The sequence below is a fragment of the Actinocorallia aurantiaca genome (assembly GCF_039533685.1).
GTDB classification, from domain to species: domain Bacteria; phylum Actinomycetota; class Actinomycetes; order Streptosporangiales; family Streptosporangiaceae; genus Actinocorallia; species Actinocorallia aurantiaca.
In genome coordinates this window covers 328,715-355,378 of the sequence record NZ_BAAATZ010000012.1, presented here as the reverse complement: position 1 = coordinate 355,378, position 26,664 = coordinate 328,715, and the positions used below count along the sequence as shown (strand labels likewise).

26 protein-coding genes are annotated in these 26,664 nt (G+C 71.4%); 15 read left to right on the top strand and 11 right to left on the bottom strand.

Features of this window, described 5'->3' with window-relative positions; all coding sequences use genetic code 11:
* Positions 1-18: 18 nt before the first annotated feature.
* From ABD327_RS16760 to ABD327_RS16735, 6 genes are read left to right on the top strand one after another with little or no spacing between them, the layout of a single operon-like run.
* Positions 19-1,188: an acyl-CoA dehydrogenase family protein gene (locus ABD327_RS16760; RefSeq protein ID WP_344451323.1), complete on the top strand. Its 1,170-nt coding sequence runs from the start codon at positions 19-21 to the stop codon at positions 1,186-1,188.
* Positions 1,185-2,135: a bifunctional MaoC family dehydratase N-terminal/OB-fold nucleic acid binding domain-containing protein gene (locus ABD327_RS16755; RefSeq protein ID WP_344451322.1), complete on the top strand. Its 951-nt coding sequence runs from the start codon at positions 1,185-1,187 to the stop codon at positions 2,133-2,135. The genes ABD327_RS16760 and ABD327_RS16755 overlap by 4 nt, the downstream gene beginning before the upstream one ends.
* Positions 2,135-3,229: an acyl-CoA dehydrogenase family protein gene (locus ABD327_RS16750; RefSeq protein WP_344451321.1), complete on the top strand. Its 1,095-nt coding sequence runs from the start codon at positions 2,135-2,137 to the stop codon at positions 3,227-3,229. The genes ABD327_RS16755 and ABD327_RS16750 overlap by 1 nt, the downstream gene beginning before the upstream one ends.
* Positions 3,226-3,648, top strand: coding sequence for a MaoC family dehydratase (locus ABD327_RS16745; RefSeq protein ID WP_344451320.1), 423 nt, complete (start codon positions 3,226-3,228; stop codon positions 3,646-3,648). The genes ABD327_RS16750 and ABD327_RS16745 overlap by 4 nt, the downstream gene beginning before the upstream one ends.
* On the top strand, positions 3,645-4,820 hold the full coding sequence (locus tag ABD327_RS16740; RefSeq protein WP_344451319.1) for a lipid-transfer protein: 1,176 nt from the start codon (positions 3,645-3,647) through the stop codon (positions 4,818-4,820). Before ABD327_RS16745 ends, ABD327_RS16740 begins: the two co-directional genes overlap by 4 nt.
* 17 nt (positions 4,821-4,837) lie before the next feature.
* Positions 4,838-5,638 (top strand): MaoC/PaaZ C-terminal domain-containing protein, encoded by an 801-nt coding sequence (locus tag ABD327_RS16735; protein ID WP_344451318.1) that lies wholly within the window; start codon positions 4,838-4,840, stop codon positions 5,636-5,638.
* Positions 5,639-5,893: 255 nt separating this feature from the next.
* Here the strand turns inward: ABD327_RS16735 and ABD327_RS16730 are convergent, their stop codons facing one another.
* Positions 5,894-6,337 (bottom strand): hypothetical protein, encoded by a 444-nt coding sequence (locus ABD327_RS16730; protein WP_344451317.1) that lies wholly within the window; start codon positions 6,335-6,337, stop codon positions 5,894-5,896.
* Positions 6,338-6,606: 269 nt separating this feature from the next.
* Positions 6,607-7,698 (bottom strand): Lrp/AsnC family transcriptional regulator, encoded by a 1,092-nt coding sequence (locus ABD327_RS16725; protein WP_344451315.1) that lies wholly within the window; start codon positions 7,696-7,698, stop codon positions 6,607-6,609.
* Between the two features lie 70 nt (positions 7,699-7,768).
* Between ABD327_RS16725 and ABD327_RS16720 the strand changes: the two genes are divergently transcribed.
* Together ABD327_RS16720 and ABD327_RS16715 are read left to right on the top strand one after the other, a co-directional pair.
* Entirely contained in the window at positions 7,769-8,965 is a 1,197-nt protein-coding gene (locus tag ABD327_RS16720; RefSeq protein WP_344451313.1) for a M20 metallopeptidase family protein, read from the top strand.
* Positions 8,962-10,383 carry an MFS transporter gene (locus ABD327_RS16715; RefSeq protein WP_344451312.1) on the top strand — a complete coding sequence of 474 codons (1,422 nt, stop codon included), beginning with the start codon at positions 8,962-8,964 and terminating at the stop codon, positions 10,381-10,383. The genes ABD327_RS16720 and ABD327_RS16715 overlap by 4 nt, the downstream gene beginning before the upstream one ends.
* A gap of 184 nt (positions 10,384-10,567) precedes the next feature.
* On the opposite strand, the gene ABD327_RS16710 is transcribed toward ABD327_RS16715, so the two are convergent.
* Positions 10,568-11,446, bottom strand: coding sequence for a hydroxymethylglutaryl-CoA lyase (locus ABD327_RS16710; RefSeq protein ID WP_344451311.1), 879 nt, complete (start codon positions 11,444-11,446; stop codon positions 10,568-10,570).
* A 92-nt stretch (positions 11,447-11,538) separates the two neighbouring features.
* On the opposite strand from ABD327_RS16710, the gene ABD327_RS16705 reads away from it, so the two are divergent.
* The 3 genes from ABD327_RS16705 (at position 11,539) to ABD327_RS16695 (ending at position 13,732) form a co-directional block, all read left to right on the top strand.
* Positions 11,539-12,180: a GntR family transcriptional regulator gene (locus ABD327_RS16705; RefSeq protein WP_344451309.1), complete on the top strand. Its 642-nt coding sequence runs from the start codon at positions 11,539-11,541 to the stop codon at positions 12,178-12,180.
* Positions 12,177-13,379, top strand: a complete 1,203-nt coding sequence (locus ABD327_RS16700; RefSeq protein WP_344451308.1) for a CaiB/BaiF CoA transferase family protein — start codon at positions 12,177-12,179, stop codon at positions 13,377-13,379. The genes ABD327_RS16705 and ABD327_RS16700 overlap by 4 nt, the downstream gene beginning before the upstream one ends.
* Positions 13,380-13,492: 113 nt before the next feature.
* Positions 13,493-13,732, top strand: coding sequence for a hypothetical protein (locus ABD327_RS16695; protein ID WP_344451306.1), 240 nt, complete (start codon positions 13,493-13,495; stop codon positions 13,730-13,732).
* 35 nt (positions 13,733-13,767) lie between these two features.
* On the opposite strand, the gene ABD327_RS16690 is transcribed toward ABD327_RS16695, so the two are convergent.
* The 3 genes from ABD327_RS16690 to ABD327_RS16680 form a co-directional block, all read right to left on the bottom strand.
* On the bottom strand, positions 13,768-14,916 hold the full coding sequence (locus ABD327_RS16690) for a serine hydrolase domain-containing protein (protein ID WP_344451305.1): 1,149 nt from the start codon (positions 14,914-14,916) through the stop codon (positions 13,768-13,770).
* A gap of 176 nt (positions 14,917-15,092) precedes the next feature.
* Complete coding sequence (locus ABD327_RS16685) at positions 15,093-15,947, bottom strand: alpha/beta fold hydrolase (protein ID WP_344451304.1); 855 nt, start codon at positions 15,945-15,947, stop codon at positions 15,093-15,095.
* Positions 15,944-17,356, bottom strand: coding sequence for a carotenoid oxygenase family protein (locus tag ABD327_RS16680; protein ID WP_344451303.1), 1,413 nt, complete (start codon positions 17,354-17,356; stop codon positions 15,944-15,946). The genes ABD327_RS16685 and ABD327_RS16680 overlap by 4 nt, the downstream gene beginning before the upstream one ends.
* A 92-nt stretch (positions 17,357-17,448) precedes the next feature.
* On the opposite strand from ABD327_RS16680, the gene ABD327_RS16675 reads away from it, so the two are divergent.
* Positions 17,449-18,126, top strand: a complete 678-nt coding sequence (locus tag ABD327_RS16675; protein ID WP_344451302.1) for a TetR/AcrR family transcriptional regulator — start codon at positions 17,449-17,451, stop codon at positions 18,124-18,126.
* Between the two features lie 282 nt (positions 18,127-18,408).
* Here ABD327_RS16675 and ABD327_RS16670 read toward each other — a convergent pair whose 3' ends face one another.
* Positions 18,409-19,179 (bottom strand): SDR family oxidoreductase, encoded by a 771-nt coding sequence (locus tag ABD327_RS16670; protein WP_344451301.1) that lies wholly within the window; start codon positions 19,177-19,179, stop codon positions 18,409-18,411.
* A 205-nt stretch (positions 19,180-19,384) separates the two neighbouring features.
* On the opposite strand from ABD327_RS16670, the gene ABD327_RS16665 reads away from it, so the two are divergent.
* Entirely contained in the window at positions 19,385-20,389 is a 1,005-nt protein-coding gene (locus ABD327_RS16665) for a MaoC family dehydratase (RefSeq protein ID WP_344451300.1), read from the top strand.
* A gap of 167 nt (positions 20,390-20,556) precedes the next feature.
* Here the strand turns inward: ABD327_RS16665 and ABD327_RS16660 are convergent, their stop codons facing one another.
* The 3 genes from ABD327_RS16660 to ABD327_RS16650 all read right to left on the bottom strand — a co-directional run bounded on the left by ABD327_RS16660 (position 20,557) and on the right by ABD327_RS16650 (position 23,602).
* Positions 20,557-21,474 carry a poly(ethylene terephthalate) hydrolase family protein gene (locus ABD327_RS16660; protein ID WP_344451299.1) on the bottom strand — a complete coding sequence of 306 codons (918 nt, stop codon included), beginning with the start codon at positions 21,472-21,474 and terminating at the stop codon, positions 20,557-20,559.
* A 139-nt stretch (positions 21,475-21,613) separates the two neighbouring features.
* Positions 21,614-22,612, bottom strand: a complete 999-nt coding sequence (locus tag ABD327_RS16655) for a helix-turn-helix domain-containing protein (protein ID WP_344451298.1) — start codon at positions 22,610-22,612, stop codon at positions 21,614-21,616.
* A 30-nt stretch (positions 22,613-22,642) separates the two neighbouring features.
* Positions 22,643-23,602 (bottom strand): alpha/beta hydrolase, encoded by a 960-nt coding sequence (locus ABD327_RS16650; protein WP_344451297.1) that lies wholly within the window; start codon positions 23,600-23,602, stop codon positions 22,643-22,645.
* Positions 23,603-23,846: 244 nt separating this feature from the next.
* On the opposite strand from ABD327_RS16650, the gene ABD327_RS16645 reads away from it, so the two are divergent.
* Together ABD327_RS16645 and ABD327_RS16640 are read left to right on the top strand one after the other, a co-directional pair.
* Positions 23,847-24,404, top strand: coding sequence for a TlpA family protein disulfide reductase (locus ABD327_RS16645; RefSeq protein WP_344451296.1), 558 nt, complete (start codon positions 23,847-23,849; stop codon positions 24,402-24,404).
* Entirely contained in the window at positions 24,405-25,229 is an 825-nt protein-coding gene (locus ABD327_RS16640) for a cytochrome c biogenesis CcdA family protein (RefSeq protein ID WP_344451294.1), read from the top strand.
* Here the strand turns inward: ABD327_RS16640 and ABD327_RS16635 are convergent.
* Positions 25,214-26,494 carry a CE1 family esterase gene (locus ABD327_RS16635; RefSeq protein WP_344451293.1) on the bottom strand — a complete coding sequence of 427 codons (1,281 nt, stop codon included), beginning with the start codon at positions 26,492-26,494 and terminating at the stop codon, positions 25,214-25,216. The genes ABD327_RS16640 and ABD327_RS16635 overlap by 16 nt on opposite strands.
* Between the last annotated feature and the right edge of the window lie 170 nt (positions 26,495-26,664).

The window sequence follows — 26,664 nt, the reverse complement described above, 5'->3', positions numbered from 1 at the left end:
TCCAGAGAGAGAGTGCCCATGGATCTGCGTGAGTCCGCAGCGCAACAGGAACTGCGCGCGGAACTTCGTGCCTACTTCGCCGACCTGCTGCCCGCGGACGAGCGCCGCCGGGTCGGCGAGGAGGGCGTCGGCGGCAGCCGGTTCCGCGAGGTCGTGAAGATGCTCGGGAACGACGGCTGGCTGGGCATCGGCTGGCCCGTCGAGTACGGCGGCCAGGGCCGGTCCCTCTCCGACCAGTACATCTTCTTCGACGAGGTGCAGCGGGCCGGCCTGCCGTTCCCGTTCGTCACCGTCAACACCGTCGGCCCGACGCTGATGAAGTACGGGACCGAGGAGCAGAAGAAGCAGTTCCTTCCGGGCATCCTCTCCGGGGACATCGTCTTCGCGATCGGCTACACCGAGCCGGACGCCGGCACCGACCTGGCGTCGCTGCGCACCAAGGCGGTCCGCGACGGCGAGGAGTTCGTCGTCGACGGCAGCAAGATCTTCACCAGCGGGGCCAACACCGCCGACTACGTGTGGACGGCCGTCCGCACCGACCCGGACAAGCCCCGCCACAAGGGCATCTCCATCGTCATCATCCCCACCGACGCCGAAGGGTTCTCCTGGAGCCCCATCCAGTGCGTCGGCGGCATGGTCGTCACCGCCACCTACTACTCGGGCGTGCGGATCCCGGCCGAGAACGTCGTCGGCGAGGTCGACGGAGGCTGGGGCCTGATCACCAACCAGCTCAACCACGAGCGCATCGGCCTGGCCGCGCTCGGCGGACGCATGATCCGCCTCTGGGAGGACGTGCGGGACTGGGCCCGCGACAACGGCGTCATCGACCTGCCGTGGGTGCGCCGCGACCTGGCCCGCACCTACGCCAAGCTCGAGGCGATGGCGCTGCTGAACTGGAAGATGACCTGGGCGGTGGAGACCACGGGCGACCTGTCGGGCGCCCAGGCCGGAGGCACCAAGGCCTACGGCACCGAGACCCACATCGACGTGCAGCGCACCCTCACCGGCATCCTCGGCGCGGCCGGCCGGGTCCGTCCCGAGTCGCCGGGCGCGGTGCTGTTCGGGCAGATCGAGCAGCTGTCCCGCCAGGGCATCGTCAACACCTTCGGCGGCGGCGTCAACGAGGTGCTGCGCGACATGGTCGCCGTGCAGGGCCTGGGCCTGCCGCGGGCGAGGTCGGGCCGATGAGTGAAGAATACGAGGCCAGGCTGCAGGCCTGGGTGGGCCGGGAGCTGGTCGCCGAACGGCGCGGCCAGGACCCGGTGAACGTGCCGATGATCCGGCACTGGGCCGAGGCCATGGAGGACGCCAACCCCGTCTACCTGGACGACGAGGCCGCCAAGGCCACCGGGCGTCCCGGTGTCGTGGCGCCCGCGTCGATGGTCCAGGCGTGGACGATGCGCGGGTACGCCGCCACGGTGAACCCCGTCGATGACGGCTCGTCCGCCGGATTCGACGAGCTGGTGGCGCTGCTCGCCGAGGGCGGTTACACCTCGGTCGTCGCCACCGACTCGGAGTTCGAGTTCCAGCGCGAGCTCGTCCCCGGCGACCACGTCACCGTCTCCGAGACCGTCGAGTCGATCTCGCCGGAGAAGAAGACCGGGCTGGGCACCGGGCGCTTCGTGTCCACGATGAAGACCTACCGGGACCAGAACGGCGAGGTCGTCGCCACCCAGCGCTGGCGGACCCTGCGGTTCGTCCCGGTGGAGAAGCCGAAGCCCAAGGCCAAGCGGCCCCGCCCGGCGATCAACCCGGACAACGCGTTCTGGTTCGAGGCGGCCAAGGAGCACCGGCTGGTCATCCAGCGCTGCGCGACCTGCGAGTCGCTGCGGCACCCGCCCGGCCCGTGCTGCCCGGTGTGCGGCTCGTTCGAGTGGGACACCGTGGAGTCCACCGGAGAGGGCACCGTCTACAGCTACGTGGTCGCCCACCACCCGCGGCACCCGGCGTTCGACTACCCGCTGCTCATCGCGGTGATCGAGCTGCCCGAGGGCACCCGGCTGACCGCCAACCTCACCGGCGTCGCGCCCGAGGACGTCGAGATCGGCATGCCGGTCTCGCTGGAGTGGCTGGACGCCGACCCCGACCTGACCCTGCCGGTCTTCCGGCCCGCCGTCCCGAAGAAGGAAGACTGATGGACTTCACCCTTGGCGAGGAACTCGAAGAGGTCCGGGGACTGGCCCGGCAGATCTTCACCGACTACGCCACCGCCGACCGGCTGCGCGCCGCCGAGCAGAGCGGGAGCGGCGTCGACGACGGCCTGTGGAAGGCGCTGGGCGACGCCGGGCTGCTCGGCATCGCGCTGCCCGAGGAGGACGGCGGCGCGGGCCTGGGCGTCGGCGGCCTGTGCGTCCTGCTGGAGGAGCAGGGCCGCACCGTCGCGCCCGCACCGGTGTGGCCCGCGCTCGTGGCGGGGCTGACCATCGCGAAGCACGGCGACGCCGCGCAGCGTGAGGCGCTGCTGCCGGGCCTCGCGGAGGGAGCCGAGCGCGTCACCGTCGCGCTCGAGGAGTTCTCTCCCGCCGACCCGGCCGACCCCCGGTGCTCGGCCGTCCCGGACGGCGACGGCTGGAGGCTGACCGGCGTCAAGGCCGTCGTCCCCTCGGCCGTCGGCGCGAAGTACGTGCTGGTCACCGCCCGCACCGAGAGCGGCCCCGGCGTGTTCGTCGTGGAGGCCTCCGCGCCGGGCACGGAGTGGGAGTGGACGCGGACCACCACCCACGACGCGGCCGGGAACCTCACCCTGGAGGGCGTGCCCGCCCGGGCGCTGGGCGAAGGCGCGCTGCGGACGATCCTCGACCTCACCCGGGTCGCGGTCACCGCCGTCCAGGCAGGCGTCGCCGACGGGGCGATGCGCCTCGCGGCCTCCTACCTGTCCGAGCGCGAGCAGTTCGGCCGCCCGCTGGCCACCTTCCAGGCCGTCCAGCACCAGCTCGCCGACACCTACATCGAGATCGAGGCCATGCAGGCGTGCCTGTGGAAGGCCGTCTCGCTGCTCGAAGCCGGTGAGGACGCCGCCGCCGCGGCCCTGACCGCCAAGTGGTGGGCCGACGAGGGCGGCCTGAACGCCGTCCACCGCGCCCAGCACCTGCACGGCGGCATCGGCGTCGACGTCGACTACCCGATGCACCGCTACTTCCTGTGGGGCAAGCAGCTCTCGGGCGTCCTCGGCGGCGCGTCCGCCGACCTGGCCGAGCTCGGCGACCTCCTGGCGGGGGCCGCGTCATGAGCCGCGCCTACCAGGACGTCGCGGTGGGGGAGGAGCTGCCGGAGCTGAGCGTCCCGCTCACCCGCACCATGATCGTGGCGACCGCGCTGGCCAGCCGCGACTACCAGGACGTGCACCACGACCCGTCCCTGGCGGCCGAGCGCGGCTCCAAGGACGTCTTCATGAACATCCTGACCAGCAACGGGCTGGTCGACCGGTACGTCACCGAGTGGGCCGGGCCCGCCGCCGTGGTCAAGAAGATCAAGATCCGGCTGGGCGCGCCCAACTACCCCGGCGACACCATGCTGCTCACCGGCAGCGTGACGGCCAAGGACGACTCCGGCCGCAGCGTCGAGATCGCCGTGAAGGGCGTCAACTCGATCGGCCCGCACGTGTCCGGCACCGTCGTGGTCCAGCTCCCGGAAGGAAGTGAGTCATGACCGTGCTGCCCGGAGCCGCCGCCATCGCCGGCATCGGCGCCACCGAGTTCTCCAAGGAGTCCGGCCGCAGCGAGCTGCAGCTCGCCTGCGAGGCGGTGCTGGCCGCCATCACCGACGCCGGCCTGGAGCCCTCCGACGTGGACGGCATGGTGACCTTCACCGCCGACACCTCCTCGGAGATCCACATCGCCCGCAACCTCGGCATCGGCGAGCTGAAGTTCTTCTCCCGCATCGGGCACGGCGGCGGCGCGGCCTGCGCCACCGTCCAGCAGGCGGCGATGGCCGTCGCGACCGGCGTCGCCGACGTCGTCGTCTGCTACCGCGCGTTCAACGAGCGGTCCGGCGAACGCTACGGGCTCGGCCAGGCCGAGCGGCCCATGGACGTCAGCGCCGACCGCGCCGCCTACTCGTGGATGACGCCGTTCGGCCTGTCGACGCCCGCCCAGTGGGTGGCGATGTTCGCGCGCCGCTACATGCACGAGTACGGGGCCACGAGCGCCGACTTCGGCCGCGTGGCCGTCGTGGACCGCAAGCACGCCGCGACCAACCCCAAGGCCTGGTTCTACGAGCGGCCGATCACGCTGGAGGAGCACCAGGCCTCCCGCTGGATCGCCGAGCCGCTGCACCTGCTGGACTGCTGCCAGGAGAGCGACGGCGGCCAGGCGATCGTCGTCGTCTCCGCCGAGCGGGCCCGCGACCTGCCGAACCCGTCGGCGGTCATCTGGGGCGCGGCGCAGGGCTCGGGCCCCGACCAGCTGATGATGACCAGCTACTACCGGCCCGAGATCTCCGGCATCCCGGAGATGGGGCTGGTCGGCAAGCAGCTGTACGCGCAGAGCCGGCTGACGCCCTCCGACATCCAGGCCGCGATCCTGTACGACCACTTCACCCCGCTGGTGCTGCCGCAGCTGGAGGAGCTGGGCTTCTGCGGCAGGGGCGAGGCCAAGGACTTCATCGCCGACGGCAACCTCGAGCTCGACGGGCGGCTGCCGACCAACACCCACGGCGGCCAGCTCGGCGAGGCCTACATCCACGGCATGAACGGGATCGCCGAGGCGGTCCGGCTGGTGCGCGGCACGTCCGTCAACCAGCCCGGTGACATCCACAACGTCCTGGTCACCGCCGGGACCGGGGTGCCGACCAGCGGCCTGATCCTGGCGGCGGACACGTGAGCGGACAGGAGAATCCGATGAACTCGGGAGAATGGCGCGGACGCGACCTCGGCGCCCGGACCGAGCGCTACGAGGAGACCGACGCGATCCTCTACGCGCTGGCCGTCGGGGCCAAGGCCACCGACCTGGACCTGGTGTTCGAGGAGAAGCTGAAGGTCCTCCCGACCTTCGCCCTCACCCGCGCCCAGTGGGCCCCGGACGTGCTCGGCTCGGCCGGGGCGTTCGACACCGGCACCGCCGTGCACGGCTCGCAGCGCCTGCGGGTGCGCGGGGCCCTGCCGCGCTCCGGTGACCTGGAGATGAAGGCCCGCGTCTCGGAGGTCTGGGACAAGGGCGGCGCCGCGGTCTTCGAGGTGGCGGTGGACACCGACTACCTCGAGGCCACCTGGTCGATCTTCGCCCCCGGCTGCGGCGGCTTCGGCGGCGACCGCGGCCCGTCCGCCGCCCGCCGCCCCGAGCGCGAGCCCGACCACGAGTTCACGCTCCGCACCGGCACCGAGCAGGCCGCCCTCTACCGCCTGCTCGGCGACCGCCACCACATGCACATCGACCCGGAGGCGGCAAAGGCCGCGGGCATGCCCAAGCCGTTCATGCACGGCCTGTGCACCCTCGCGGCGGTCACCCTGCCCCTGGCGGACCTGGCCGGCGCCCACCCGGCCGACCTGCTGGAACTGGACGGCCGTTTCGCCTCCCCGGTCTTCCCCGGCGACGTCCTCCAGGTCAGCGCCTGGAACGAGGACGACGGCGCCCTCCTGTTCGAGGCCGCCGTCGACGGCAAGACCGTCCTCTCCGCGGGCCGCGTGCTCTTCGGCTCGTAGCGGCAACACCTTTTCGAGGGCCCGCCAGGAGATCGGCGGGCCCTCGCTTTTCAGGGGGTGTGCTCCGGCTCGCAGGCTCCCTGCGACGGTGAGTTCGCGGCCCGACCTGTACCTGTTCACCGGGATTCGCCCTCACCCGGGCCTTCCCCTTCCCCGGCCCGTTCCAGCGGAACCACACGCCTGCCGCGGTGCGAAGAACGGTGGGGAGCGACCGGTGCCGGGGATTCCGGAGAACGCGTGAACTCGGCAGCGTGGTCAGCGGGTCAGGATCGTGATGCCTGCGGCTAGGAAGAGAAGGGCGAATGCCGCGAGGGCGATCCGCTGGTAGAGGGTCCGCCAGCGGTTCTCGCTTGCGAAAGGACGGATCAAAGTGACCATCAGGAAGGGGGCGGGCACGATGAGGAAGGCCAAGGAGATCGACGGGAACAGCAGCGCGGCGAGTCTTCCGCGGAAGCCCGTCTCGTAGCCGTTCTCGCCGTCGCTTCTCGCTCGTACCCGGTCGCCCTGGTCGTAGTGGCTGCCGAACTTGAGGTCGCTCGTCGGTTCAATCGACGAATTGTCGGGTGTGAAGGTGCCTCGGCAGCCGTTGCGGCTGTGTTTGCTGGTCCCGTGATAGCAGACGTCCAGCTCGTACACGCCCGGTTCGCCTTTGAGTTCGAAGGCGTACGGCAGGCTGTTGTAAGCGGGCAGCATGAACATCGAGGCTCCGAAGAGCAGGAGGAAGAAGAGCCCGACGGTGGACTTGCGTCTCTGGCCGGCGGTCAGATGGTGGACCATTGCCACTCCGATTCGAGGAGAACAGGGCAGGAGCGATGTTCTTCCAGGCGGACCGGAAACCACCAGAGGTCGTTGTCCCTGGAGGCCGGGATCTCCTTTCGGGACATTTCCGGCTTGGGTCCGGCGGGTGAACAAGCAGATCAGCGCGCTGTTCGACTGTCCCGACACGGAGATTTTCCCGCCGCCCCGCCCTATCTCCGGGCGTCGGCCGCGGGTCCGCGAAGCGGGGGAGGGGTGGCGAGGGCGGAGACGAAGGCGGCTTCGGCGGCGTGGGCGGAGTCCGGGGTCCACATGTCCAGGGGGACGGAGCGGAGGCGGCGGCCCTCGGGGGAGAGGAGCTGGCCGGCGAACTTCAGGCTCCACAGCGCCAGGGTGCGGTCGGTGATGGACAGTTCGGGGACGCGCGAGGTCAGGGACGTCTCGAAGGCGGGGAGGTCGTCGACGGAGCGGAGCCAGACGCTGAACATGACGTTGTGGGCGCCCGAGAGGGAGACGCACATGCGGGTCTCGCGGAGACGGGCGATGCGGGCGGTGATCGAGGGGGTCTCCCCGGCGGGCGCCGAACCCCAGAAGGTGACGGAGACGGGCCAGCCGGAGAGCGAGCGGCTCACCTCGCAGCGGTAGGCGATCAGCCCGTCCCGCTCCAGTCGGGCCAGGCGGCGGCGGACCGTGGTGGGGCTGAGCCCGGTGCGCTCGGCCAGCGCCGCCGCGCTCTGCCGGACGTCCGAGGCGAGCACGCTGATGAACGCCTGGTCTTCGGGTGACAGGACCCCGCGGCCGGAGAAGGCGGGGACGGACGGCGGGCTCGCGGCGGGGGAGGCGAGGCGGTCCAGGCGCCAGTGGCTGCCCTCGGAGTGCAGGATGCTCGCCACATGGGTGCGGGTGGCGGTGATGCCGGGCACCGCGCCGAGCCGGAAGCCGATGTAGCTGGCGAGGTGGGCCTGCCTGGCGAACGTCGTGGTGAGCAGCAGGTCGCGTCCGCCGGTGACGTGCTCGATGCTGAACAGGTGCGGGTCGTCGGCCAGGGCCAGCGCCACCTCGTGGACCCGTCCGGGCGCGCAGTCCAGCTCGATGAAGGTGATCAGCGCGCCCGGCGGCAGCCAGGCCGGGTAGCACGTCAGCCATGCCAGGCCCGCCTCGGCGAGCCGGGCCCAGCGGCGGGCCGCGGTGGACGGGTCGACGCCCAGCTTCTCGCCTATCCGCCGCCACTCGGCTCTCGGCTCGCGCTGCAGGGCGGTGACGAGCAGGTAGTCGAGCTCGTCGAGGGTGGCTGATTCCTGCAAGTGATCTGTCAAAGGTGCGGGATCCTGGCGTTTCGTTGGTCTTGGGTGGTTGTCTACGCAGACTACCGTCATGTTCACGCATGACGACGCCGCCGCTCTCGGCGACGAACTGACCCGGCTTCGCCGCGCCCTGCACCGCGAGCCGGAAGTAGGCCTGCACCTGCCGCGCACCCAGGAGCGCGTCCTGGAGGCCCTCGAAGGACTCCCGCTGGAGATCTCCACCGGGAAGGACCTCAGCTCGGTGACGGCGGTGCTGCGCGGCGGCCGCCCGGGCCCGGCGGTCCTGCTGCGCGCCGACATGGACGCGCTGCCCGTCCAGGAGGACACCGGCGTCGACTACGCCTCGCGGCTCCCCGACGCGATGCACGCCTGCGGCCACGACCTGCACGTCGCCGGGCTGGTCGGGGCGGCGCGGCTGCTGGCCGCGCACCGCGAGGAGCTCGCCGGGGACGTCGTGTTCATGTTCCAGCCCGGCGAGGAGGGCTACGGCGGCGCCAAGATCATGATCGACGAGGGGCTGCTGGACGCCGCCGGGAGCATGCCCGTCGCCGCCTACGCGGTGCACGTCTTCTCCACCGGGTTGCCCGCCGGGTTCGTCGGCACCAAGGGCGGCACGTTCATGGCCTCCTCCGACTCCTTCGACGTCCGCGTCGTCGGCAAGGGCGGGCACGGCTCGTCCCCGCACGCCGCCTGCGACCCGATCCCGCCGCTGTGCGAGATCGTGACGGCGCTGCAGACGCGCGTCACCAGATCCATCAACGTCCTCGACCCGGCCGTCGTCACCGTCGGAAAGCTGCGGGCGGGCACGACCCGCAACGTGATCCCCGAGGACGGGCGGCTGGAGGCCACGGTCCGCACGTTCTCCGAGCAGACCCGCCAGGACGTCCGCGAACTGGTGATGGAGACCGTCGAGGGCATCGCCTCGGCGCACCGCGTCAAGGCGGAAGTGGACTACCGGCACGACTACCCTGTCACCGAGAACTCCGTGGACGAGGCCCGGTTCGCCCTCGAGACCGCCGGAGAGCTGTTCGAAGGCCGCACGTTCGAGTCCCCCCAGCCGTTCCTCGGCTCCGAGGACTTCTCCTACGTCCTGCAGCAGGTGCCCGGCGCGATGCTCTTCCTCAGCGCCTGCCCGCCGGTCCCGGACCCGTCCGCCGCCCCGGTCAACCACTCTCCGCAGGCCGTCTTCGACGACTCCGTCCTGCCGGACGCCGCCCTGCTGCTGGCCACCCTGGCCGCACGCCGCCTGGAAGGGACCACCGCGTGAACGTCTCCGAGAAGACGTCGGCCGCGTCGATCCGCGCCGTCGTCGGCATCCTCGTCTTCTTCGAACTGACCAGCGGGTTCCTGCAGACGAGCATCGTCCCGCTGCTGCCGGCCGTCGGCGAGGCCCACGGCCTGGCCGACTCCGACCTCAACTGGATCAGCTCGGTGCAGCTGCTGGCCGCCGCGGTCATGGTCCCGATGTTCGGCCGGCTCGGCGACCTGCACGGCCACCGCCGCATGCTGCGGATCGCGCTCGCGTCCATGGCCGTCGGCAGCCTGCTGGTCGCCCTCGCCCCGAACCTGGCCGTGCTGCTGCTCGGCCGGATCCTGCAGGGCGCGTTCGCCGCGCTGCTCCCGCTGGAGATCGCGCTGGTCCGCGACCGGCTGCCCGAAGCCCTCGCCCGCCGCGCCATCGCCTGGCTGGTCGGCGCGCTCACCCTCGGCGGCCTGGTCGGCATGCTCGTCATGGGCGCGGCGCAGCAGGCCATCGGGAACGTCGGGACGGCGCTGCTCATCCCGGCCGTCCTGGCGGGGTCTTGCTTCCTGCTGTCGTTCTTCGCCGTGCCCGAGAGCGAGGCCCGCGCCCAGGGCCGCACCGACTGGCCGGGCCTGGTCCTGCTCGGCCTGGCGATGATCAGCGTCCTGGCCGGGATCTCCCGCGCCGGAGGCTCCGGCTGGACGAGCGCCGGCACCCTGCTGCCGCTGCTGGGAGGCCTGGTCCTGCTCGCCGTCTGGGTGAAGGTCGAACTGCGCTCGAAGGACGCGCTGGTGGACCTGCGCGAGATGGCCGACCGCCGAGTCGCCCCCTTCTACGGCGTCGCGTTCCTGTTCGGCGTCGTCTTCTTCGGCACCCAGACTCCCGACACCACCTTCCTGGCCGCCGACCCCGCCGAGACCGGCTACGGCTTCGCCCTGACGGCCCTGGACCTCGCCACGATCACCCTGCCCGCCGCGATCGCCGCCGTGATCGGCGCCGCCGGAACCGCGATGATCGCCAGGCGGATCGGCTACCGCCCCGCCCTGGTCGCGTCGTTCGCCCTCGTGGCCCTCGGACTCCTCGGCCAGGCCGTCGCACATGACGCCCTCTGGCAGTTCATCGTCCTCAAGCCCCTCATCGGCCTGGGCACCGGCGTCGCCCTCGGCGCCATGCCCACCGTCATCGTCGAGGGAGCCGACCCGTCCCGCTCCGGCATCGCCACCGCCCTCTACAACAACATCAAGTCCGTCGGAGGAGCCGTCGCGGGCGGCATCATCGCCTCCGTCCTCGCCGCCATGGCCCTCGGCGACGTCCCCACCGAGAGCGCCTACGTCGCCGTCTGGCTCTTCTGCTCGGCCTGCGCCGTCGTCGCCTGCGCCCTCGTCCTCCTGGCCCGCCGCACCGAGACGGCGCCCGCCCCGGTCCCCGCCAACGCCTCCTGACAGACCCCCTCCGACGGCCCCTCCCGCCCCGCGGGAGGGGCCGTCGCCACCTGTTCCTGGGCCTGCGAGCCCACCGGGCGGCACGCGGTCGCCGAAGCGCGACGACGGCGGCGGTGGATCCACTCCCTGGTCCCCGAGGGCGGCCGGGCGGCTACTCGAACATCCTCGTCCGTCGTCTGCCCGCTCAGGCGGGGAAGCCCCCCGCGCGGCCGAGGAGGGCGGGGGCGGGCTCGCCGAGGAGACCGCCGAGCCAGATCCCGGTGGCGGCGACGGCCTCCAGGTCGATGCCGGTCTCGACGCCGCTGCGGTGCAGGGCGTACAGGAGGTCCTCGGTGGCGATGTTGCCGGTGGCGGCGGGGGCGAAGGGGCAGCCGCCGAACCCGCCCGCGCTGGCGTCCAGGACGGTGACGCCCTCGTCCACGGCGGTGAGGGCGTTGGCGTAGCCGGTGTTGCGAGTGTTGTGGAAGTGGAAGCGCAGCGCCGGCGAGGGGGCGGCGGCCCGTACGCGGCGGGTCAGGTCGCGGACCTGCGCGGGGACGCCGACGCCGATGGTGTCGGCGAGCGCGACCTCGAACGCCCCGGCGGCCTCGGCGCGGCGGGCTATCTCCACGACGCGCTCCGGCGGGGTCTCGCCCTCGAACGGGCAGCCGAACGCGGCGGCGATCGTCAGGGAGACGGGCACTCCGGCGTCGGACGCGGCGGCGGCCATCCCGTCCCAGGCGTCGAGGGCCTCGTCGGTGGTGCGGCCCTGGTTGCGGACGCAGAAGGTGTCGGAGGCGACCACGACGACGTTCACCTCGTCCACCCCGGCGGCGAGCGCCCGATCCAGGCCGCGCCGGTTGAGGACGAGACCGCTGTAGGAGACGCCCTCCCGGCGGGGGACGCCCGCCATGACCTCCTCGGCTCCCGCCATCTGCGGGACCCGTTCGGGATGAACGAAGGACACGGCTTCGATCCGGCGCGTCCCGGCGTCCGCACAACGGGTGATGAACTCGATCCGGTCGTCGGGGGAGAGAGCTCGTGCCTCGTTCTGGAGGCCGTCACGCGGGCCGACTTCCAGCACTGTTGTATGCAATGTGCTTCCCCGATCTGCGTATTTCCTGATAACTTCGCATCAATCCACATTATTGTATGCAATGAAGGCGGGGAGGGTCGATGTCCACGGGCCGACGCGCCGCCGACACCGCCTACGAGGCGGTGCGGCGGATGATCCTCTCCGGGGAGGCCGCGCCCGGCACCCGGCTGGGGGAGGCCGAGCTGGCCGAGACGCTCGGGCTCTCGCGCACCCCCGTCCGGGAGGCGATCCAGCGCCTGGGCGCCGACGGCCTCGTCGAGGTGCTGCCGCACCGGGGCGCCCGGGTGGTGCTGTGGTCGGCCCGCGACCTGGAGGAGATCTTCGAGCTGCGCACGCTCCTGGAGCCGTACGCGGTGGCCCGCGCGGCGAGGATCGGCCTGGAGGAGCCCGTCCTGGCCGAACTGCGCGACCTGTGCTCGGCCATGGAGGGGGCCGCCGTCGAGGGGGAGGTCGCCCTGCTCGCCCGGCTCAACTCGCACTTCCACGAGGCCCTCATCGACGCCTCCGGCAACAGCAGGCTCCCGGGCATGCTCACGTCCGTGATGCACGCCCCCCTCATCCTCGGCACCTTCCACCGGTACGACGCCGAGACGATGGCGCGGAGCATGGGCCACCACCGCGAGCTCGTCGACGCGATCACCGCCCGCGACCCCGAATGGGCCGCCTCGGTGATGCGCTCCCACCTGCGCGCCGCCGCAGCCAACCTCAAGGAGGACCAGTGACAGAGCCGTCTCCCCGCGCCCTCGACGACCTGCGGGTCGTCGAGATGGGCCAGCTGCTGGCCGGCCCGTTCTGCGGCCAGCTCCTCGGCGACTTCGGCGCCGAGGTCATCAAGATCGAACCCCCCGTCACCGGCGACCCCATGCGCCAGTGGGGACGCGAGAAACCCCACGGCCAATCCCTGTGGTGGCCCATCCTGGCCCGCAACAAGAAATCCGTCACCCTCAACCTGCGCGAAGCAGCAGGCCAGGACCTCGCCCGGCGCATCATCGCCGAGGCCGACGTGCTGGTGGAGAACTTCCGGCCCGGCACCCTGGAGCGCTGGGGCCTGTCGCCCGAGACCCTGTGGGAGCTCAACCCGGGGCTGATCATCACCCGGGTCACCGGCTACGGCCAGAACGGCCCCTACTCCCCCCGCGCCGGATTCGGCTCCATCGGCGAGGCCATGGGCGGCATCCGCTACGTCACCGGCGACCCGAACAGCGCCCCGGCGCGCGCCGGGATCTCCCTGGGCGACGAACTCGCCGGGACCTTCGCCGCGCTGGGCACCCTCGTGGCCCTGCACGCCCGCGCCCGCACCGGCAAGGGCCAGGTCGTCGACTCCGCCCTGTACGAGGCCGTCTTCGCGCTCATGGAGTCGCTCATCCCCGAGTGGGAGCTGGCCGGATACCAGCGCGAGCGCACCGGCTCGGTGCTGCCCAACGTCGCCCCCTCCAACGTCTACCCCACCTCGGACGGGCCGGTGCTGATCGCGGCCAACCAGGACACCGTCTTCAGCCGCCTGGCCGAGGTCATGGGGCGCCCCGAACTCGCCGACGACCAGCGGTATTCCACCCACGGGGCGCGCGGCGCCAACGCCGAGGAACTCGACGAGCTCATCGCAGCGTGGACCGCCACGCTGACCAGCGACGAAGTGCTGGACAAGATGCACGCCAACGGCATCCCGGCGGGGTTGACCTACCGGGCCAAGGACATGCTCGCCGACCCCCACTTCAAAGCACGCGAGGCCATCATCAAACTCGCCCACCCCGAATTCGGCGAATTCCCCATGCAGAACGTCTTCCCCAAACTCTCCGGCACCCCGGGCGAAGTCCGCTCGGTCGGTCCGGAGCTGGGCGCCAACAACACCGAGATCTACACCGGACTCCTCGGCCTCACCGCTGAGGAGCTGGAGAAGCTGAGGGCCGACGGGGTCATCTGAGCCGGGTCCACCGTCCCCTCGTCCCGACTTCGGTCGGGGCGAGAGGCGGAGTCAGGGGAGCGGGCAGACGTCGGCGGATCGCGGCTGAGCCGGTGTCCCGTTGGCATTCGGCCGTGCCCGACCTCCTGCCCGCCGTCGCCGACCTGGTCGACGACATCAGCCCTGGCAGCCGCGCCCTGGCGCTGCGGATCCCTGCCATGTGCGGGCCTGCCGCACTCCCTGTTCCGACCGTGTCGCTGCCCACCTCGCCGAAGACGACGAACCTGCTGATCGGGATGCCTGGGTCGGTCGGGTGGTTCCGGACGTCACCGGTCGCGGCGGCACTCATGATCAGGCGGGACCACATCTTCTGAGGTCGTCCTTTGACGGGGTATGTGGGGAAGACCGGTCAGAGGGCGCAGACGGCTTCGATGGCGGCATTGGTCAGTCTGGTCACTCCAGCCGGGTTGGCGGCGACCATGTTGAACTGGTTGGTGGCGACGGCGACCTGAGTGCCGTCCTCACGGGTGAGGACGGCGGTGTAATAGCCGTAGATGGCGCCGCCCTTCGACCAGATCTTGCCGCAGGCGCCCGGGCCGTTCATCACCTCGTGGGCGAGCCCGAAGGAGAGGTTGGACTGGCCGGGGTAGGGGACGAGGGTCTTGACCTGCTCCACCATCGCGGGGGAGAGGAGGGTGCCGTCGAGCAGCGCTCGGTGGAGGGCCGCCAGGTCGTCCAGGTTGGACACCATCGCGCCGGCCGCACCGGAGAACTGGACGTTCAGGGTGGTGACGTCGACGTAGGGGCGCTCGCCCCAGTAGTAGGCGGGAACGGCGTAGCCGCGGACATGGTTGCCGTACAGCTTCGGATCGGATGTGGGGTAACTCGTGCCGGTGAGGCCCAGCCGGTCGACGAGGCGGGTCGTCACCTCGGTGGCCGGTCCGTTGCCCGTCACCGACTGGATGATCATCCCGAGCAGGATGAAGTTGGTGTTGCTGTAGGAGACATTCGTGCCAGGCGGGAACAGCGGCGCCTGCCGCATGGCCACCTGCACCAACTGCGCGGCCGGGAACGGCTTGTTCGGGTTGTCGAACGCGTCGGCGTAGACCTCGTTGAGGTAGTCGGGCACGCCTGAGGTGTGGTTCAGCAACTGGCGGATCTTGACCTTCTTGCCGTCGTTGCCGTTCCCGGCCACCACGCCCGGCAGCCACCGGTCCACGGTGTCATCGAGCGACAGCCGGCCCTGATCGGCCAACATCAGCACGACTGCGCCGATGAACGGCTTGGTGTTGCTCCCGATCCGCACTTGCGCCTTCGGGTCCATCGGCGTCCGGGCGGTCCGGTCCCCGACACCCGCCGTCAGGTACCGGCTCACTCCGTCCTTGCGGAGCAGCGCCGTAGCACCCGGATACCCGGCAGCGACCGCCGTATTGAGCCCGTCCTGCATCACCTGGTCGGCGGTCCGGGCCGACGCACCTTGAACCGGCCCGGCGACCGCGACCGCGACCGCCACGGCCACGGCCGCTCCGACCTTGCGAGTGATCAACGAAATAGCCACTGGAATCTCCTCGGTCCGTTGCAAAGCCCGCTCTTTTGAACAGGCTTGTCTATCTGATGGTCAGGCGACACAACCCACATCACGCCTTGAAAAGACCACCCGACACTCAGATGCTCGGCACTGTCCCTCTGGACGGGAAACAGCGATCTCTCAACCCCCGAAAGGCGATTCGCGCTCTAGCGGGCGAGGTGGACGAGCAGGAGTTCGGCCACCTCCCGGGCGGCTTGCTCCGGGATCCAGTGCCCGACGCCCTTCAGGGTGCGGAAGGTGTACGAGCCGGTCACGTACCTGCCGGTGAGCTCGGCGCCCTTGACGCTCAGCGCGGGGTCGCCGTCGCTGTTGATGAACAGGGTCGGGACCGTGACGCGGGCCAGCCGTTTCGGGGAGTTGAAGGGCATGCCCCGGTACCAGTTGAGGGCCGGTGCGAGCGCACCGGAGTTCGCTAGGAAGTCGGCGTCTCTGCGGGCGTTGGCCTCGCTCTGGCCGGCTGTCATCCGCCCGGCCACGAGGCTCGTCCGGCCGCCTTTGGAGATCTGGCGTATGACCAGTTCGGGAATCCAGGGGACCTGGAAGAAGAACATGTACCAGGACATGAGGAGCTGCCGGCTGGTGAACAGGGACCGGATGAAGGCGGCCGGGTGCGGGACCGACAGCGCGGTCACCGTGGCCACGACGTCGGGCCGGGTGGCCCCGAGCGTCCAGGCGACCGACGCCCCCCAGTCATGCCCGACAACATGCACTCGGCCTGCGCCGACGGCTGCGATGAGGGCGAGAGCGTCGTCGGCGAGTTCGGACAGCCGGTAGGCGAACCGGCCGCGCGGCCTGGCGCGAGGTGAGTATCCGCGCTGGTCGGGAGCCAGCGTGCGATACCCCGAGGCGTGGAGCAGCGGTGCGAGCAGCTCCCAGGACTTCGCCGTCTGGGGGAAGCCGTGCAGCAGCACGACGACGTCCCCGTCGAGCGGTCCCTGGTCGGTGACGTCGAAGATCCAGCCGTCGCGCGCGAAGGAGGTGATCCGCTGCGCGCCGGTCATGCGACCCACTGCCCGTGGAAGGTGTAGCCGAGGCTTTCCGGCACGGGAAGGGTGCAGACGGGCCCGTCCGCGACGGATCGGGCGTCGAAGACGGCGATGTTGGTCCTCCCGGAGGCGATGTGACTTTCGCAGGCCAGGAGCCAGCCCTGGTCGTCGTCGAGCACGTCGGGGTCGCGTCGGACGAAGAGGGGTTCGCCGACCAGGTGGCCGGGGCCGTAGTCGTGGGTGTCGGCCTCGCCGGTCTCGGTGTCATAGCGCGCGACCGTCGTGAACGCGACTCCCGCCGTGACGTCGCCGGCGGCGGCGCCGTAGACGTTGCGGTGGGCGGTGGTGGCTCGGCGCGGGTCGATGGTGGGCCATTCGAGCGGAAGGGAATGGACCTGGTGGGCTTCGACCTTGCCGGACGCGCCGACCCGGTGGCGCCACAGCCGGCCGACGGGGAGGCAGGCCGGGTCGGTGAGGTGGCCGATGCTGGAGATGGCCTCGTGCATGACGGTCCAGGACCGGAAGCGGACCAGGTCGAAGACGATGTCGGAACCGTCGTCGTAGGCGCCGGCGAAGTGCCATTGGAACCATGGGTCGGTTTCGACGACGCGGAACGGCCCTCCGGTCCGCGGCACGAGCAGGATGCGGGTGGGCTCGTCGCGATGCCAGCGCATCGCCTCGAAGGTCGGGAGGCGGCCGGACAGCATGGCGGCCAGATCGAGGATGACGGGGCCGAGGCAGAACACCAGGTGGGTGGCGGTCATCGCGAAGTCATGGACCATGTAGCGGCGGGGCAGCCGGATCGAACGCAGGTGTTCGGTCCGCCCGCCGTGTCCGCTGCGGTAGATCTCCAGCCGGGGGCGCGGGCCGTACACACAGCCGAAGTTCCACAGCTCGGCGGTGGCGGGGTCCCGGCACGGGTGGGCCGAGTAGGGGCTGCCCAGCGGGCTCCCGAGCGGTCCCGACCTGTCCAGCACCCCATCGAGGTCACAGCGGCCGAGGGTCTTGAGCGTGTCGGGGTCCAGCTCCCAGGGCAGGTCGGCCTCCCAGAGCGCCAGCAGCCTGCCGTCGATCATCGTCACCGACGTGTTGGCCTGGGCGGCGGGCGGCTTGAGCAGGTTGCGCAGCCGGCCGCCCACCGCGTTGGCTCCGCCCAGCCGCAGAGGCGGCCCGTCTGCGCCGCGGGCGGTGAGCGACGCCTGGTAGGAGGGCGTGCGGACGTAGCGGCTGCGAACTCGCACCGTGCCGCCCGGCTCGAAGGTCACGGCGCTGACCAGCCCGTCGCCGTCGATGATGTAGTCGGAAAGATGGTTGCCCGCGCCATTGCGGTAGAGGGTTCCGACCAGGCCGCTGGGGACGCTCCCCTGGCTCGGCCGGAGTTCGGCGTCGACTTCCCGAGCCCAGCCCCCGCGCTTCAGGTCCATGAGGACTCCAATGTAATCATTGAATACATTGATGTGAGCGCCGATTACATCGTTCCCGGGTCATGCTGTCAAGGTGTGGTACGACTGGCTGCATGAACACCCGGGAGGCCGGACGGCCCTACCACCACGGCTCCTTGCCGCAGGCGCTGGTCGCCCATGCCGTCGAACTGCTCGACGAGGGCGGCGCCGAGGCCGTGACCGTCCGCGAGGTGGCCCGCAGGGCAGGCGTCTCACCTGCCGCGCCCTTCAGGCACTTCGCCGACCGCGCCGCACTTCTCGCGGCGGTCTCCGAGGTCGTCGCAGCGGACTTCGCCGCAGTCCAGCTGGCTGCGGTGAGCTCGGCCGGCTCCGTTCCGTTCAGGGCCCTGGGCACATCATTCGTGCACTACGCACTGGCCCATCCGCACCGCTTCGCCCTCCTGCGCACGGCCGTGTTCAGCGCGGTCCGTACACCCGCGATGGAAGAGGGCCACCGAGCCTTCACCCACGCCACCACCGAAATGATCATCGCCGGGCAGCGGCGCGGCGAACTCCGGCAGGCCGACCCCGAACTGATCCGGATCGCCGCCCAGGCCCTGGTCTACGGCTTGTCCCAAATGTTCGTCGACGACTACCTCGACGCAGCACGGGCCGACGACCTGATCGACCAGGTCGTCGACCTGTTCGGCCTGGGTGTCCTCGATGAACACGGCAGGAAGGGCGAGGGCCCGGATGCCGGCGTGGTGCAGGCTGCCGACGCGCCAGATCCAGGTGCCGTCGGTGATCGGTGAGGAGCCGCCCGGGATGTACTGGCCCGGGTCGAACAGGTCGGGCACCGCTTCCATCGCATCGAGCCCGTGCTCGGCTTTGCACATGTGGTCCAGGATCTGTGCCCGGTCGGGTTCGATGGTGGTGCCGGTCCCGTGGTGGATCGAGGGTGAGCTGTCGAGACCGTCGTGTTCCTTCATGGACACACCGCCGGATGCCGCGTTCAGCGGCGCCCTCCCCGCGCCGACCGGCCGGGTCGAGGGCGGGCGGGACGAACGCGGGGAAGGCCGAGTGCGCGGGGCGGGTCAGTCCTGCTGCTGCTTGACCAGGTAGCGGGCCGGGACCTCGCCGCCGCCGTGGACGGCGAGGTCGGCGCCGGTCACGTAGGAGGACAGGTCGCTCGCCAGGTACAGGCAGGCGTTCGCCACGTCCTGGGGGTCGGCCATGCGCCGCATGGGGACGAGGGCCGCGGTGGAGGCGCCGCCGTCCTCGCCGTAGTTGTGGGCGGCGGCCTCGGTCATGACCAGGCCCGTGGTGATGTGGTTGACGCGGACCTTCGGGGCCCATTCCAGGGCCAGGGCCTTGGAGAACATCAGCAGGCCGGCCTTGGCGGCGCTGTAGGCGGCGGTGCCGGGCTGGGGGTCGATGCCCGAGACGCTGCCGATGTTGATGATCGAACCGCCCTCCCCGGCCTGCATGACCTTGTTGGCGGGCTGGGCGACGTAGAACGGGGCGAGCAGGTTCAGGGCCACGATGCGCTCCACGAAGCGGGGGGAGACCGTCGCGGAGTCGGCGTCGGGGGAGCCGCCGGCGTTGTTGACCAGCACGTCCAGCCTGCCGAACAGCTCGGCGGTCTGCTCCACCAGCGCGGCGGCCTGGGCGGCGTCCCGGATGTCGGCGGAAAGGAACCGCGCCGACCGGCCGTCGGCCTCCGGCAGGGTCTCGGGCTCGTTGCGCCCGCACACCATGACGTCGGCGCCCGCGTGCAGGAAGGTCCGCGCGATCACCGCGCCGATGCCCTTGGTGCCACCGGTGACGAGCACCGCACGGCCCTTGAGGTCCACCACCGTGTTCACGGCTTCAGCTCTTCTCTCTCGACGACTGGGGCTGCGCGCAGAGAGTAGGCCCGATCGGGGCGGTGAGGGGGCTCCGCTACCGGTCACCGGGACGGAGCGGGCCTTTACGGTCCTGACCGCCGGGGGGAGGATCCGGTGTGAGGGCCGGGGGAATCCTCATGGCATGATCCAGAACCGTCTGTGCGCAGAGGCGAAGGAAGAGAAGATGACGGAGATCCCCGCGGCCGAAGGCCCGTATTTCGACGAGCTCTCGGTGGGGCAGGTCTTCGACACGGCTCCCGGGCTGACGTTGAGCAGCGGCCACGTCGCGCAGCACCAGGCGATCGTCGGCGACCGGCTCCGGCTGGCCCTGGACGCCCATCTCGCCCGGAAGGTCACCGGGAGCGAACTCGCCTCCCCGGCGCTGGTGTGGGACGTGTCCATCGGCCAGTCCACGCTGGTGACCCACCACGTCAAGGCCAACCTGTTCTACCGGGGGCTGGCCTTCCGGCGCTTCCCCGCCCTCGGCGACACGCTGTACACCTCCACCGAGGTGGTGGCGCTGCGCCAGAACCGGCCCCGTCCCGGGCGCGCCGCGACGGGCCTGGCCGCGCTGCGGATCACCACGGTGGACCAGGAGGACCGTCCGGTCCTGGACTTCTGGCGGTGCGCGATGATGCCGCTGCGCGACCCCGAGGCGCAGACCGGTCATGACGCCGACCTGAGCGCGGTGGGCCCCGCGCCCGGCACCGAGAAGTTCCGCGACGCCGTCAGGGACTGGCGGCTGGACGCCTTCCGCGCCGTCGACCGCAGCCCGGGCTTCGACGCCCTGGCCGAGGGGCGGACGGTTCAGGTCGTCGGCGGCGACACGGTCTCCGGCGCCCCCGAACTGGCCCGGCTGATCCTCAACATCGCCGAGGTCCACCACGACCCCCGGACCACGGGCCCCGAGGGCCGCCTGGTCTACGGCGGCCACACGATCGGCCTGGCGCTGTCCCAGGCGACCCGCGCCTTCCCGGGCCTGGTCACGGTCGCCGGCTGGCACGGCTGCGACCACACCGGCCCGGTCTACGAGGGCGACACCGTCACCAGCCGGGTGACCGTCGAACGGCTGGAGTCGCTTCCCGACGGCGGCGGCCTGGCCCACCTGCGTTCCGAGGTCGAGGCCGTGACCGGTCAGGGAGCCTCCCGCCCGGTGCTCGACTGGCGTTACGCCGCTCTTTTCGCCTGACGTCAGCCGGGTTCGATCCTGCGGGTCCGGCGACTTGGTCCATCTGCGTTCGGAGGTCGAGGCCGTGACCGGTCAGGGCGACCCCCGCCCGGTGCTCGACCGGCGCTTCGCCGCGCTCTTAGCCTGACGGCCGCCGAGCTCGCTCCCGCGGGCCCGGCGGACGGTGATCAGTTGTCGCCGGTGACGGTCACGTCGGGGTCGGCGGCGTCGCCGGTGTTCCAGACGTAGTCCTCGGCGGCTTCGTCGCCCATGGCGGCGAGCAGGAACTTCGCCGACCAGCGGGCGGCGATCTCGATGCTCCTGGCCTGGGTGAAGGACTGCGGGCCGGCCTCGGGGTCGGCCCCTGCCGGGTTCTGGGCGTTGGCGATGCCGTAGTGGTTGGTGCCCGAGACGCGGACGATCTGCTTGGGGTCGAAGATCATCTTGTTGTAGGTGCTCTCCGCGTCGGCGGGCAGGGCCACCCCGTCCTGGACGCCCTGGACGAGCTGGGTCGGGACCTGCAGGTCGATGGTGGCGAAGGTCCCGGTCAGCGGCGACTTGTTGTTCGCGCCGAAGAAGGAGGCCCCCTTCACCTGGGTGGGCATCGTGTACGTCAGGCCCGTGCAGAACGGGATGGTGCAGGTCTCCCCGACGATCGACAGCCCGGCCGCGCCGCCGAAGGAGTGGCCGAGCAGCACCATCCGGGTCGTCTTGACCTTGCTCTTCAGCGGCGAACCGGTGCGGTCGTCCTCCGCCTTCATCCAGGTCACGGCGTCGGCGGCCTGCTTCTGCTCGGGGTAGTAGTCGTTGTCGAAGAACAGCAGGCGCTTGTGGTCGGGCACGACCACGATGAACCCGTACGCGGCGACGGCGCGGGCGTAGGCGGAGTAGTGGGCGCGCCCGACCTGCGCGCCCTGGAGCATGAGCGCGACGGGCGTGCGTTCGCTGATCGCGGTCGGGTAGTAGACGTCGGCGGGATCCCCGCTGACGGTGCTGGTGAAGGAGGAAACGGGGGCGTCGGCCTGTGCGGGCGCGGAGACGCCCGTCAGGAAGGCGGCGGAGAGGAAGGCGGGAAGGGCGAGGCGGAGGAAGCGTCGAAGACCCATGCCGGACTCCTTTCGTTTCGCGCAGCGAAACAAAGTTTCGCTAAGGCAGACACAGTTTCCTTCATGGGAAGGCATGGGTCAAGACCGGAATGATCGTGGAATCCGGCCGGAGCCGGTCCGGCGGGCCGTCGGACGGACTTCAGCGCGGGCGGCGGTGGAGGCGGCGCAGGGCGAAGGCCAGGTGCAGGCGCAGGCGGCCTTCCTGGGTGCGGACGCTCCAGCCGAGGAGCCGCTCGGCGCGGGCGAGGCGGTCCTGGAGGGTGGAGTGGTGCAGGACCAGCGCCGACGCCGCGGCGCGGAGGCTGGGAGAGGAGGCCACGGCGTGGAGGGTCGCCGCCGCCCAGGGGGCCTCGGCGGCCGCGCGGTCGAGCGCCCGCACGTCGGGGACGGGCTCGGTCTCCGGGCCGACCGCCGAGGCCAGGACCGCGAGCCCGCCCAGTTCGGTGAAGCGCACGACGCGCGGGCCGGGATCGGAGGCGTCCCCCTCGGCGGCCAGGCGCAGGGCGACGGCCGCTGCCTTCCAGGAGTCCGGCAGGCCGAGGACGGGGACGTCGGGCCCGATGCCGGCCCGGCCGTCGTGGTGGCCGGGCTCGGTCTCGGCGGGCTCGATCACCGGGGGCCCGCCCGCGACCGCCACGGCCCTCACCAGCCGGGGCAGCCCCAGGCGGCGGGCCGCGTGGAGCCGCTCGGCCTCGGGCACCGCGGGGTCGAGCAGCAGCTCCACCAGGGCCGGATCGTCCCCGGGTGATCCGACCGGGGCCCGGCCCCTGGTGCGCTCCAGGACGGCGCGGGCCGTCGCGGCCGCCCGTTCCAGGACCATCGCGCCGACGGTGCCCGCGGGCCCGGGGCGCTCCAGCCAGAGCCGCCCCGCGCCGCCGGGGGTCAGTGAGACGCTGGGCCAGGCTGGATCGGGCGCTTCGCAGACGTCGTCCCGGCATCCGTCGGTCAGGACGCGGACGAGGACCCGGCGTTCGGGATCGGCCAGCCGGGCGGGGCATCCCGCCAGGATGACGGCCCCCCGGACGACCGCCTCCAGCCCGGCCCGCCCCTCGGCCAGCCGGTCGAAGTAGGCGATGACCCGCACGGCCGCCCCCGCGTCGGGGTCCAGCGCGGTCAGCCGCCCGGCGAGCTCTTTCACGTCGTCACTTTAGTCCGTTTTGGGTGCTTCTCAGGCGAGGAGGCGGCGCATCCAGCGCACCCGGGCCTCCCTGGAGTCCCGGGAGAGGGCGGCACGCGGGGACAGGAAGTCGAATCCGTGGAAACCCCCCGGCCAGACGTGCAGTTCGGCGCGGCCCCCGGCCTGCCAGATGCGGGCGGCGTAGGCGACGTCCTCGTCGCGGAAGCTCTCGGCCGAGCCGACGTCGATGAAGGCGGGCGGCAGGCCCGACAGGTCCCCGGCGCGGGCCGGGGCGGCGTAGGGCGAGACGTCGGGGCCGCCCCGGGCCGCGCCGAGCAGGGCGTTCCAGCCGGTGTCGTTGGCGACGCGGTCCCAGGTGCCCAGGCCCGTCATCTGGAAGCCGGAGAACGTGTCGTCGCGGTCGTCGAGCATGGGGCACAGCAGCAGCTGGCCGAGGATCTCCGGGCCGTCCAGGTCCCGGGCCATCAGCGCGAGCGCCGCCGCGAGGCCGCCGCCCGCGCTGCTGCCGCCCACGACGACGCGCGCGGGGTCGACGCCGATCTTCGCGGCGTTCTCGAACGTCCACAGGAGGCCCGCGTAGCAGTCCTCGACCGGCGCCGGATGCGGGTTCTCGGGCGCGAGCCGGTACTCGACCGATACGACCGCCATGCCCAGCTCGGCGGCGAGCTCCAGCATGTCCGGCACGCCCGCCCGGTTGTCGCCCATGACCATCCCGCCGCCGTGGATGAAGTAGAGCGCGGCCACCGGCTCCCGCGCGCTGACCGGCCGGCACACCAGCAGGGAGATGTCCGGAGCCCCCTCGGGACCGGGTACGACGAGGTCTTCGGCGGTGAACACCCCGCCCAGGGTGAACTCTCCGGCCGGCAGCCGGGGAACGGCACGCTTCAACGCGATCTGGTCGGGCCTCAGCGACGGCCACACGGTGTCGGAGACCGCGGCCAGGGCCGCGGCCAGCTCCGGATCGAACGGAGGAGGGACCCGCTCACTCATGTTCACTCCCAAAGATGACGGACTGTCACCATCATCGTGACGCTCGCCCCCTGGTATATCGACCGCCACCTGGCGGCCGCCACCCGCCGTCCGCGCACCCCGCCGACCGGTTCTCCCGCCCCCATCCGATCACTTCTTCGCGCGCGCTCCCGGACGGCCTGTGGAAAAGCGGTGCTCCCTGCTGATCTCCGGCGTCATCAACGCGTAAGATCCTGCGGCCGCCGGGCGCAATACGGTGTTCCGCATGAGAAAGCTGATCTCCGCGCTGACCCTGACCCTGCTCGCCGCCACCGGATGCGGGAGCGAAGCGGAGGAGAAGGCGGCGTCCCCGGACATGACGAAGTCCTCGTCGGCGGCGCCCGCCGCCCCGGAAGACTCCTCGGGCATGGAGACGCCCGCGTTGTGGAAGTTCCAGGCGACGTCCCTGAAGGGCGAGGCGTTCGACGGGAGCGGCCTGGCCGGCAAGCCGGTGGTGCTGTGGTTCTGGGCGCCGTGGTGTCCCACCTGCCAGGGCGAGGGCCCCGCCGTGTCCGCCGCGGCGAAGAAGTACGGAGACAAGGTCACGTTCGTGGGCGTGGCCGGGCTCGACAAGAGCAAGGAGCAGATGGACGCGTTCGTCTCCCGCACCGGCACCTCGAACTTCACCCATCTGGACGACCGCACCGGCTCCCTGTACAAGCACTTCAAGGTGACGTCGCAGTCGTCCTACCTGGTGGTGAACCCCGAGGGAGGCACCCACTCCGCGGTGGGCCCGCTCAGCGAGGCCGACCTGTCCGAGCTGATCGACCAGTACGCGCTGTAGATGGACGATCTCGCTCTCGCACTGGCGGCCGGCCTGGTCGCCGCGTTCAATCCGTGCGGCTTCGCCCTCCTGCCGTCCTACCTGGCGCTCCTGCTGGCCGGGCCAGGAGGCCTCTGGCGGGCCCTGCGCCTGTCGGCGGCCATGACGGCGGGCTTCGTCACGGTCTTCGGCGCCTTCGGCCTGGCGATCTCACTGGTCGCGGCCCCTCTCCAGCGCTACCTGCCCTGGGCGACCATCGTCATCGGCCTGGCCCTGCTCCTCCTGGGGATCTGGCTGCTGGCGGGCAGGGAACTGCTCGTACGCGTACCGCACCTGAAGACGGGAGGCCCCGCCAGCTCCTTCGCCGCCCTCTACGGCTACGGAGCCTCCTACGCGGTGGCCTCCCTCTCCTGCACGATCGGTCCCTTCCTGGCCGTGACGGGCCTGGCCTCCGGCACGGAAGGCGTCCTGGACGGTCTGGCCGCCTTCGTCGCCTACGCCCTGGGCATGGGCCTCATCGTCGGCGTGCTCTCCCTGCTGGTGGCCTTCGCCCAGGAGGCCGCTGTCCTGAGACTCCGCCGGATCCTCCCGTACGTCTCACGTATCAGCGGCGCCCTCCTGCTCGCGGCAGGCGCCTACGTCACCTACTACGGCTGGTACGAACTCCGCGTCCTGGACGGGGCCGCCGCCGACGACCCCCTCATCAGGACGTTCACCGAAGTGCAGGGAGCCGTCACCGGCCGCCTCAACGACCTCGGAACCCTCCCGGTAGCCGTCGCTTTCGCCGTCCTGCTCCTCCTTGCCCTGCTCGTTTACGGGTTCAGGCGCGATCAGGGGAGGCGGTGACGGGAGACGAAGTCCCAAATCACCTCGTTGGCGTCGATGTCGTAGGTCCCCCCGCCCAGGAGGGGGCCGAGGAAGGGCGTGCCGCCGGGCCAGTTATGCCCGCCTCCCTTGATCTGGTAGAGCACGACCGGCCCGTCGCCGGGGCAGTCCGGATAGGTGTGGCGGACGACCGTGGTGTTGTCCTTCGGGTCGAGGTCGGGCAGGTCCACGGAGGCGGGTACGGCGCCGCAGCCGTTGTTGCGGGCCCAGAAATCGGCGGCCGGAGGAGCGGTGGTGTAGGGGACGATGAAGTCGCCGTCCCCATGGATGAGGACGATCGGTATGTTCCGGCCGGGCCGGCAGGACGCCTGGTCGTTGAGCTGCCCCGCGACGGGGGCGTAGGCGGCGAAGCGCTCGTTGTCGCAGGCCATCTTGCTGGTGAAGAATCCGCCGTTGCTCATGCCCGAGGCGTAGAGGCGGCGGGGGTCGGCGTTGAAGCGTTCGACGAGGATGTCCTGGAGCCGTTCCACGAACCCCGGGTCGTCCAGGTCGGGTGAGGGCGTTCCGGCCAGGACCCCCTGCCATCCCGGCCCGTGGTGCTCCGGTGTGATCATGATGAATCCGCGGCTCTGCGCGTAGTCGGCCATCCGGCCGAACAACTCCGCCATCCAGGGGGCTTCGTACAGCCCGGGAAAGTGGAACAGCACCGGCCGGGGGCCGCCGTCGTAGTCGTCGGGCAGCCGCAGAACGGCCCTGCGCTCCTGCCCGGCGTGGGTGATGCGGATGGCGTGGTCGCCGGGATCGGGCCGGCGGTCCTGGAGCGTGAAGGTGACGGTCGCACGGGACGACCGCCCGTCCCGCACGACGGTGCCGGACCCTTCCCACGTCACGGTCCCGTCACTCGGGACCTTGACCTCACCGACCTTCGCGGAGACCTCCACGCCGCCGTCCCGGAGGGTGAAGGTCCCCGACAGGCCGAGCACGCTCCGCTTGACCCGGAAGGAGACCTGCGCGGTTCCGCCGCTCGAGCCCGGCAGCGTCCCCTCTCCCTGGATCCGGTCGGTGCGGTAGTCCGCGACGGTGTCGGTGACGGCTATGGCGCCGGAGGAGAGGTCCCCTTCGAGCCGGTAGGCGGGGGATCCGGCCACGGTGACGGTGAGGCGGTCGTCCGGGAGCTCGGCGGCATGTGCGGTGCCACCGGGCGCGACGGCCAGTGCGGTGGCCGTGAGAGGTATCGAGAGGAGGGCGGCGAGACGCGCTCGGAGTCCTGGGGGGTGGGATGTCACGGGGGGTCCTTCCGCTGGGGGTGGCGCTGCGGGCGGCGCACGGCGGTAGGCGGCCGAGGAGTGGCGTCAACGTAGCCCCGCCCGGGACGCGGGTCAACGCCCGTGCCGATGAACACGGACGCCGACCCGCGCGGCGGAAGGCTTCCCTCGTTCAAGACGACGAACGCCCG

Bases quoted from the DNA above. Each gene is read 5' to 3' on its own strand.
- ABD327_RS16760 (WP_344451323.1), top strand. From the start codon at position 19: ATGGATCTGCGTGAGTCCGCAGCGCAACAGGAACTGCGCGCGGAACTT.
- ABD327_RS16755 (WP_344451322.1), top strand. From the start codon at position 1,185: ATGAGTGAAGAATACGAGGCCAGGCTGCAGGCCTGGGTGGGCCGGGAG.
- ABD327_RS16750 (WP_344451321.1), top strand. From the start codon at position 2,135: ATGGACTTCACCCTTGGCGAGGAACTCGAAGAGGTCCGGGGACTGGCC.
- ABD327_RS16745 (WP_344451320.1), top strand. From the start codon at position 3,226: ATGAGCCGCGCCTACCAGGACGTCGCGGTGGGGGAGGAGCTGCCGGAG.
- ABD327_RS16740 (WP_344451319.1), top strand. From the start codon at position 3,645: ATGACCGTGCTGCCCGGAGCCGCCGCCATCGCCGGCATCGGCGCCACC.
- ABD327_RS16735 (WP_344451318.1), top strand. From the start codon at position 4,838: ATGAACTCGGGAGAATGGCGCGGACGCGACCTCGGCGCCCGGACCGAG.
- ABD327_RS16730 (WP_344451317.1), bottom strand. From the start codon at position 6,337: ATGTTCATGCTGCCCGCTTACAACAGCCTGCCGTACGCCTTCGAACTC.
- ABD327_RS16720 (WP_344451313.1), top strand. From the start codon at position 7,769: ATGTTCACGCATGACGACGCCGCCGCTCTCGGCGACGAACTGACCCGG.
- ABD327_RS16705 (WP_344451309.1), top strand. From the start codon at position 11,539: ATGTCCACGGGCCGACGCGCCGCCGACACCGCCTACGAGGCGGTGCGG.
- ABD327_RS16685 (WP_344451304.1), bottom strand. From the start codon at position 15,947: ATGACCGGCGCGCAGCGGATCACCTCCTTCGCGCGCGACGGCTGGATC.
- ABD327_RS16680 (WP_344451303.1), bottom strand. From the start codon at position 17,356: ATGGACCTGAAGCGCGGGGGCTGGGCTCGGGAAGTCGACGCCGAACTC.
- ABD327_RS16675 (WP_344451302.1), top strand. From the start codon at position 17,449: ATGAACACCCGGGAGGCCGGACGGCCCTACCACCACGGCTCCTTGCCG.
- ABD327_RS16665 (WP_344451300.1), top strand. From the start codon at position 19,385: ATGACGGAGATCCCCGCGGCCGAAGGCCCGTATTTCGACGAGCTCTCG.
- ABD327_RS16660 (WP_344451299.1), bottom strand. From the start codon at position 21,474: ATGGGTCTTCGACGCTTCCTCCGCCTCGCCCTTCCCGCCTTCCTCTCC.
- ABD327_RS16650 (WP_344451297.1), bottom strand. From the start codon at position 23,602: ATGAGTGAGCGGGTCCCTCCTCCGTTCGATCCGGAGCTGGCCGCGGCC.
- ABD327_RS16645 (WP_344451296.1), top strand. From the start codon at position 23,847: ATGAGAAAGCTGATCTCCGCGCTGACCCTGACCCTGCTCGCCGCCACC.
- ABD327_RS16640 (WP_344451294.1), top strand. From the start codon at position 24,405: ATGGACGATCTCGCTCTCGCACTGGCGGCCGGCCTGGTCGCCGCGTTC.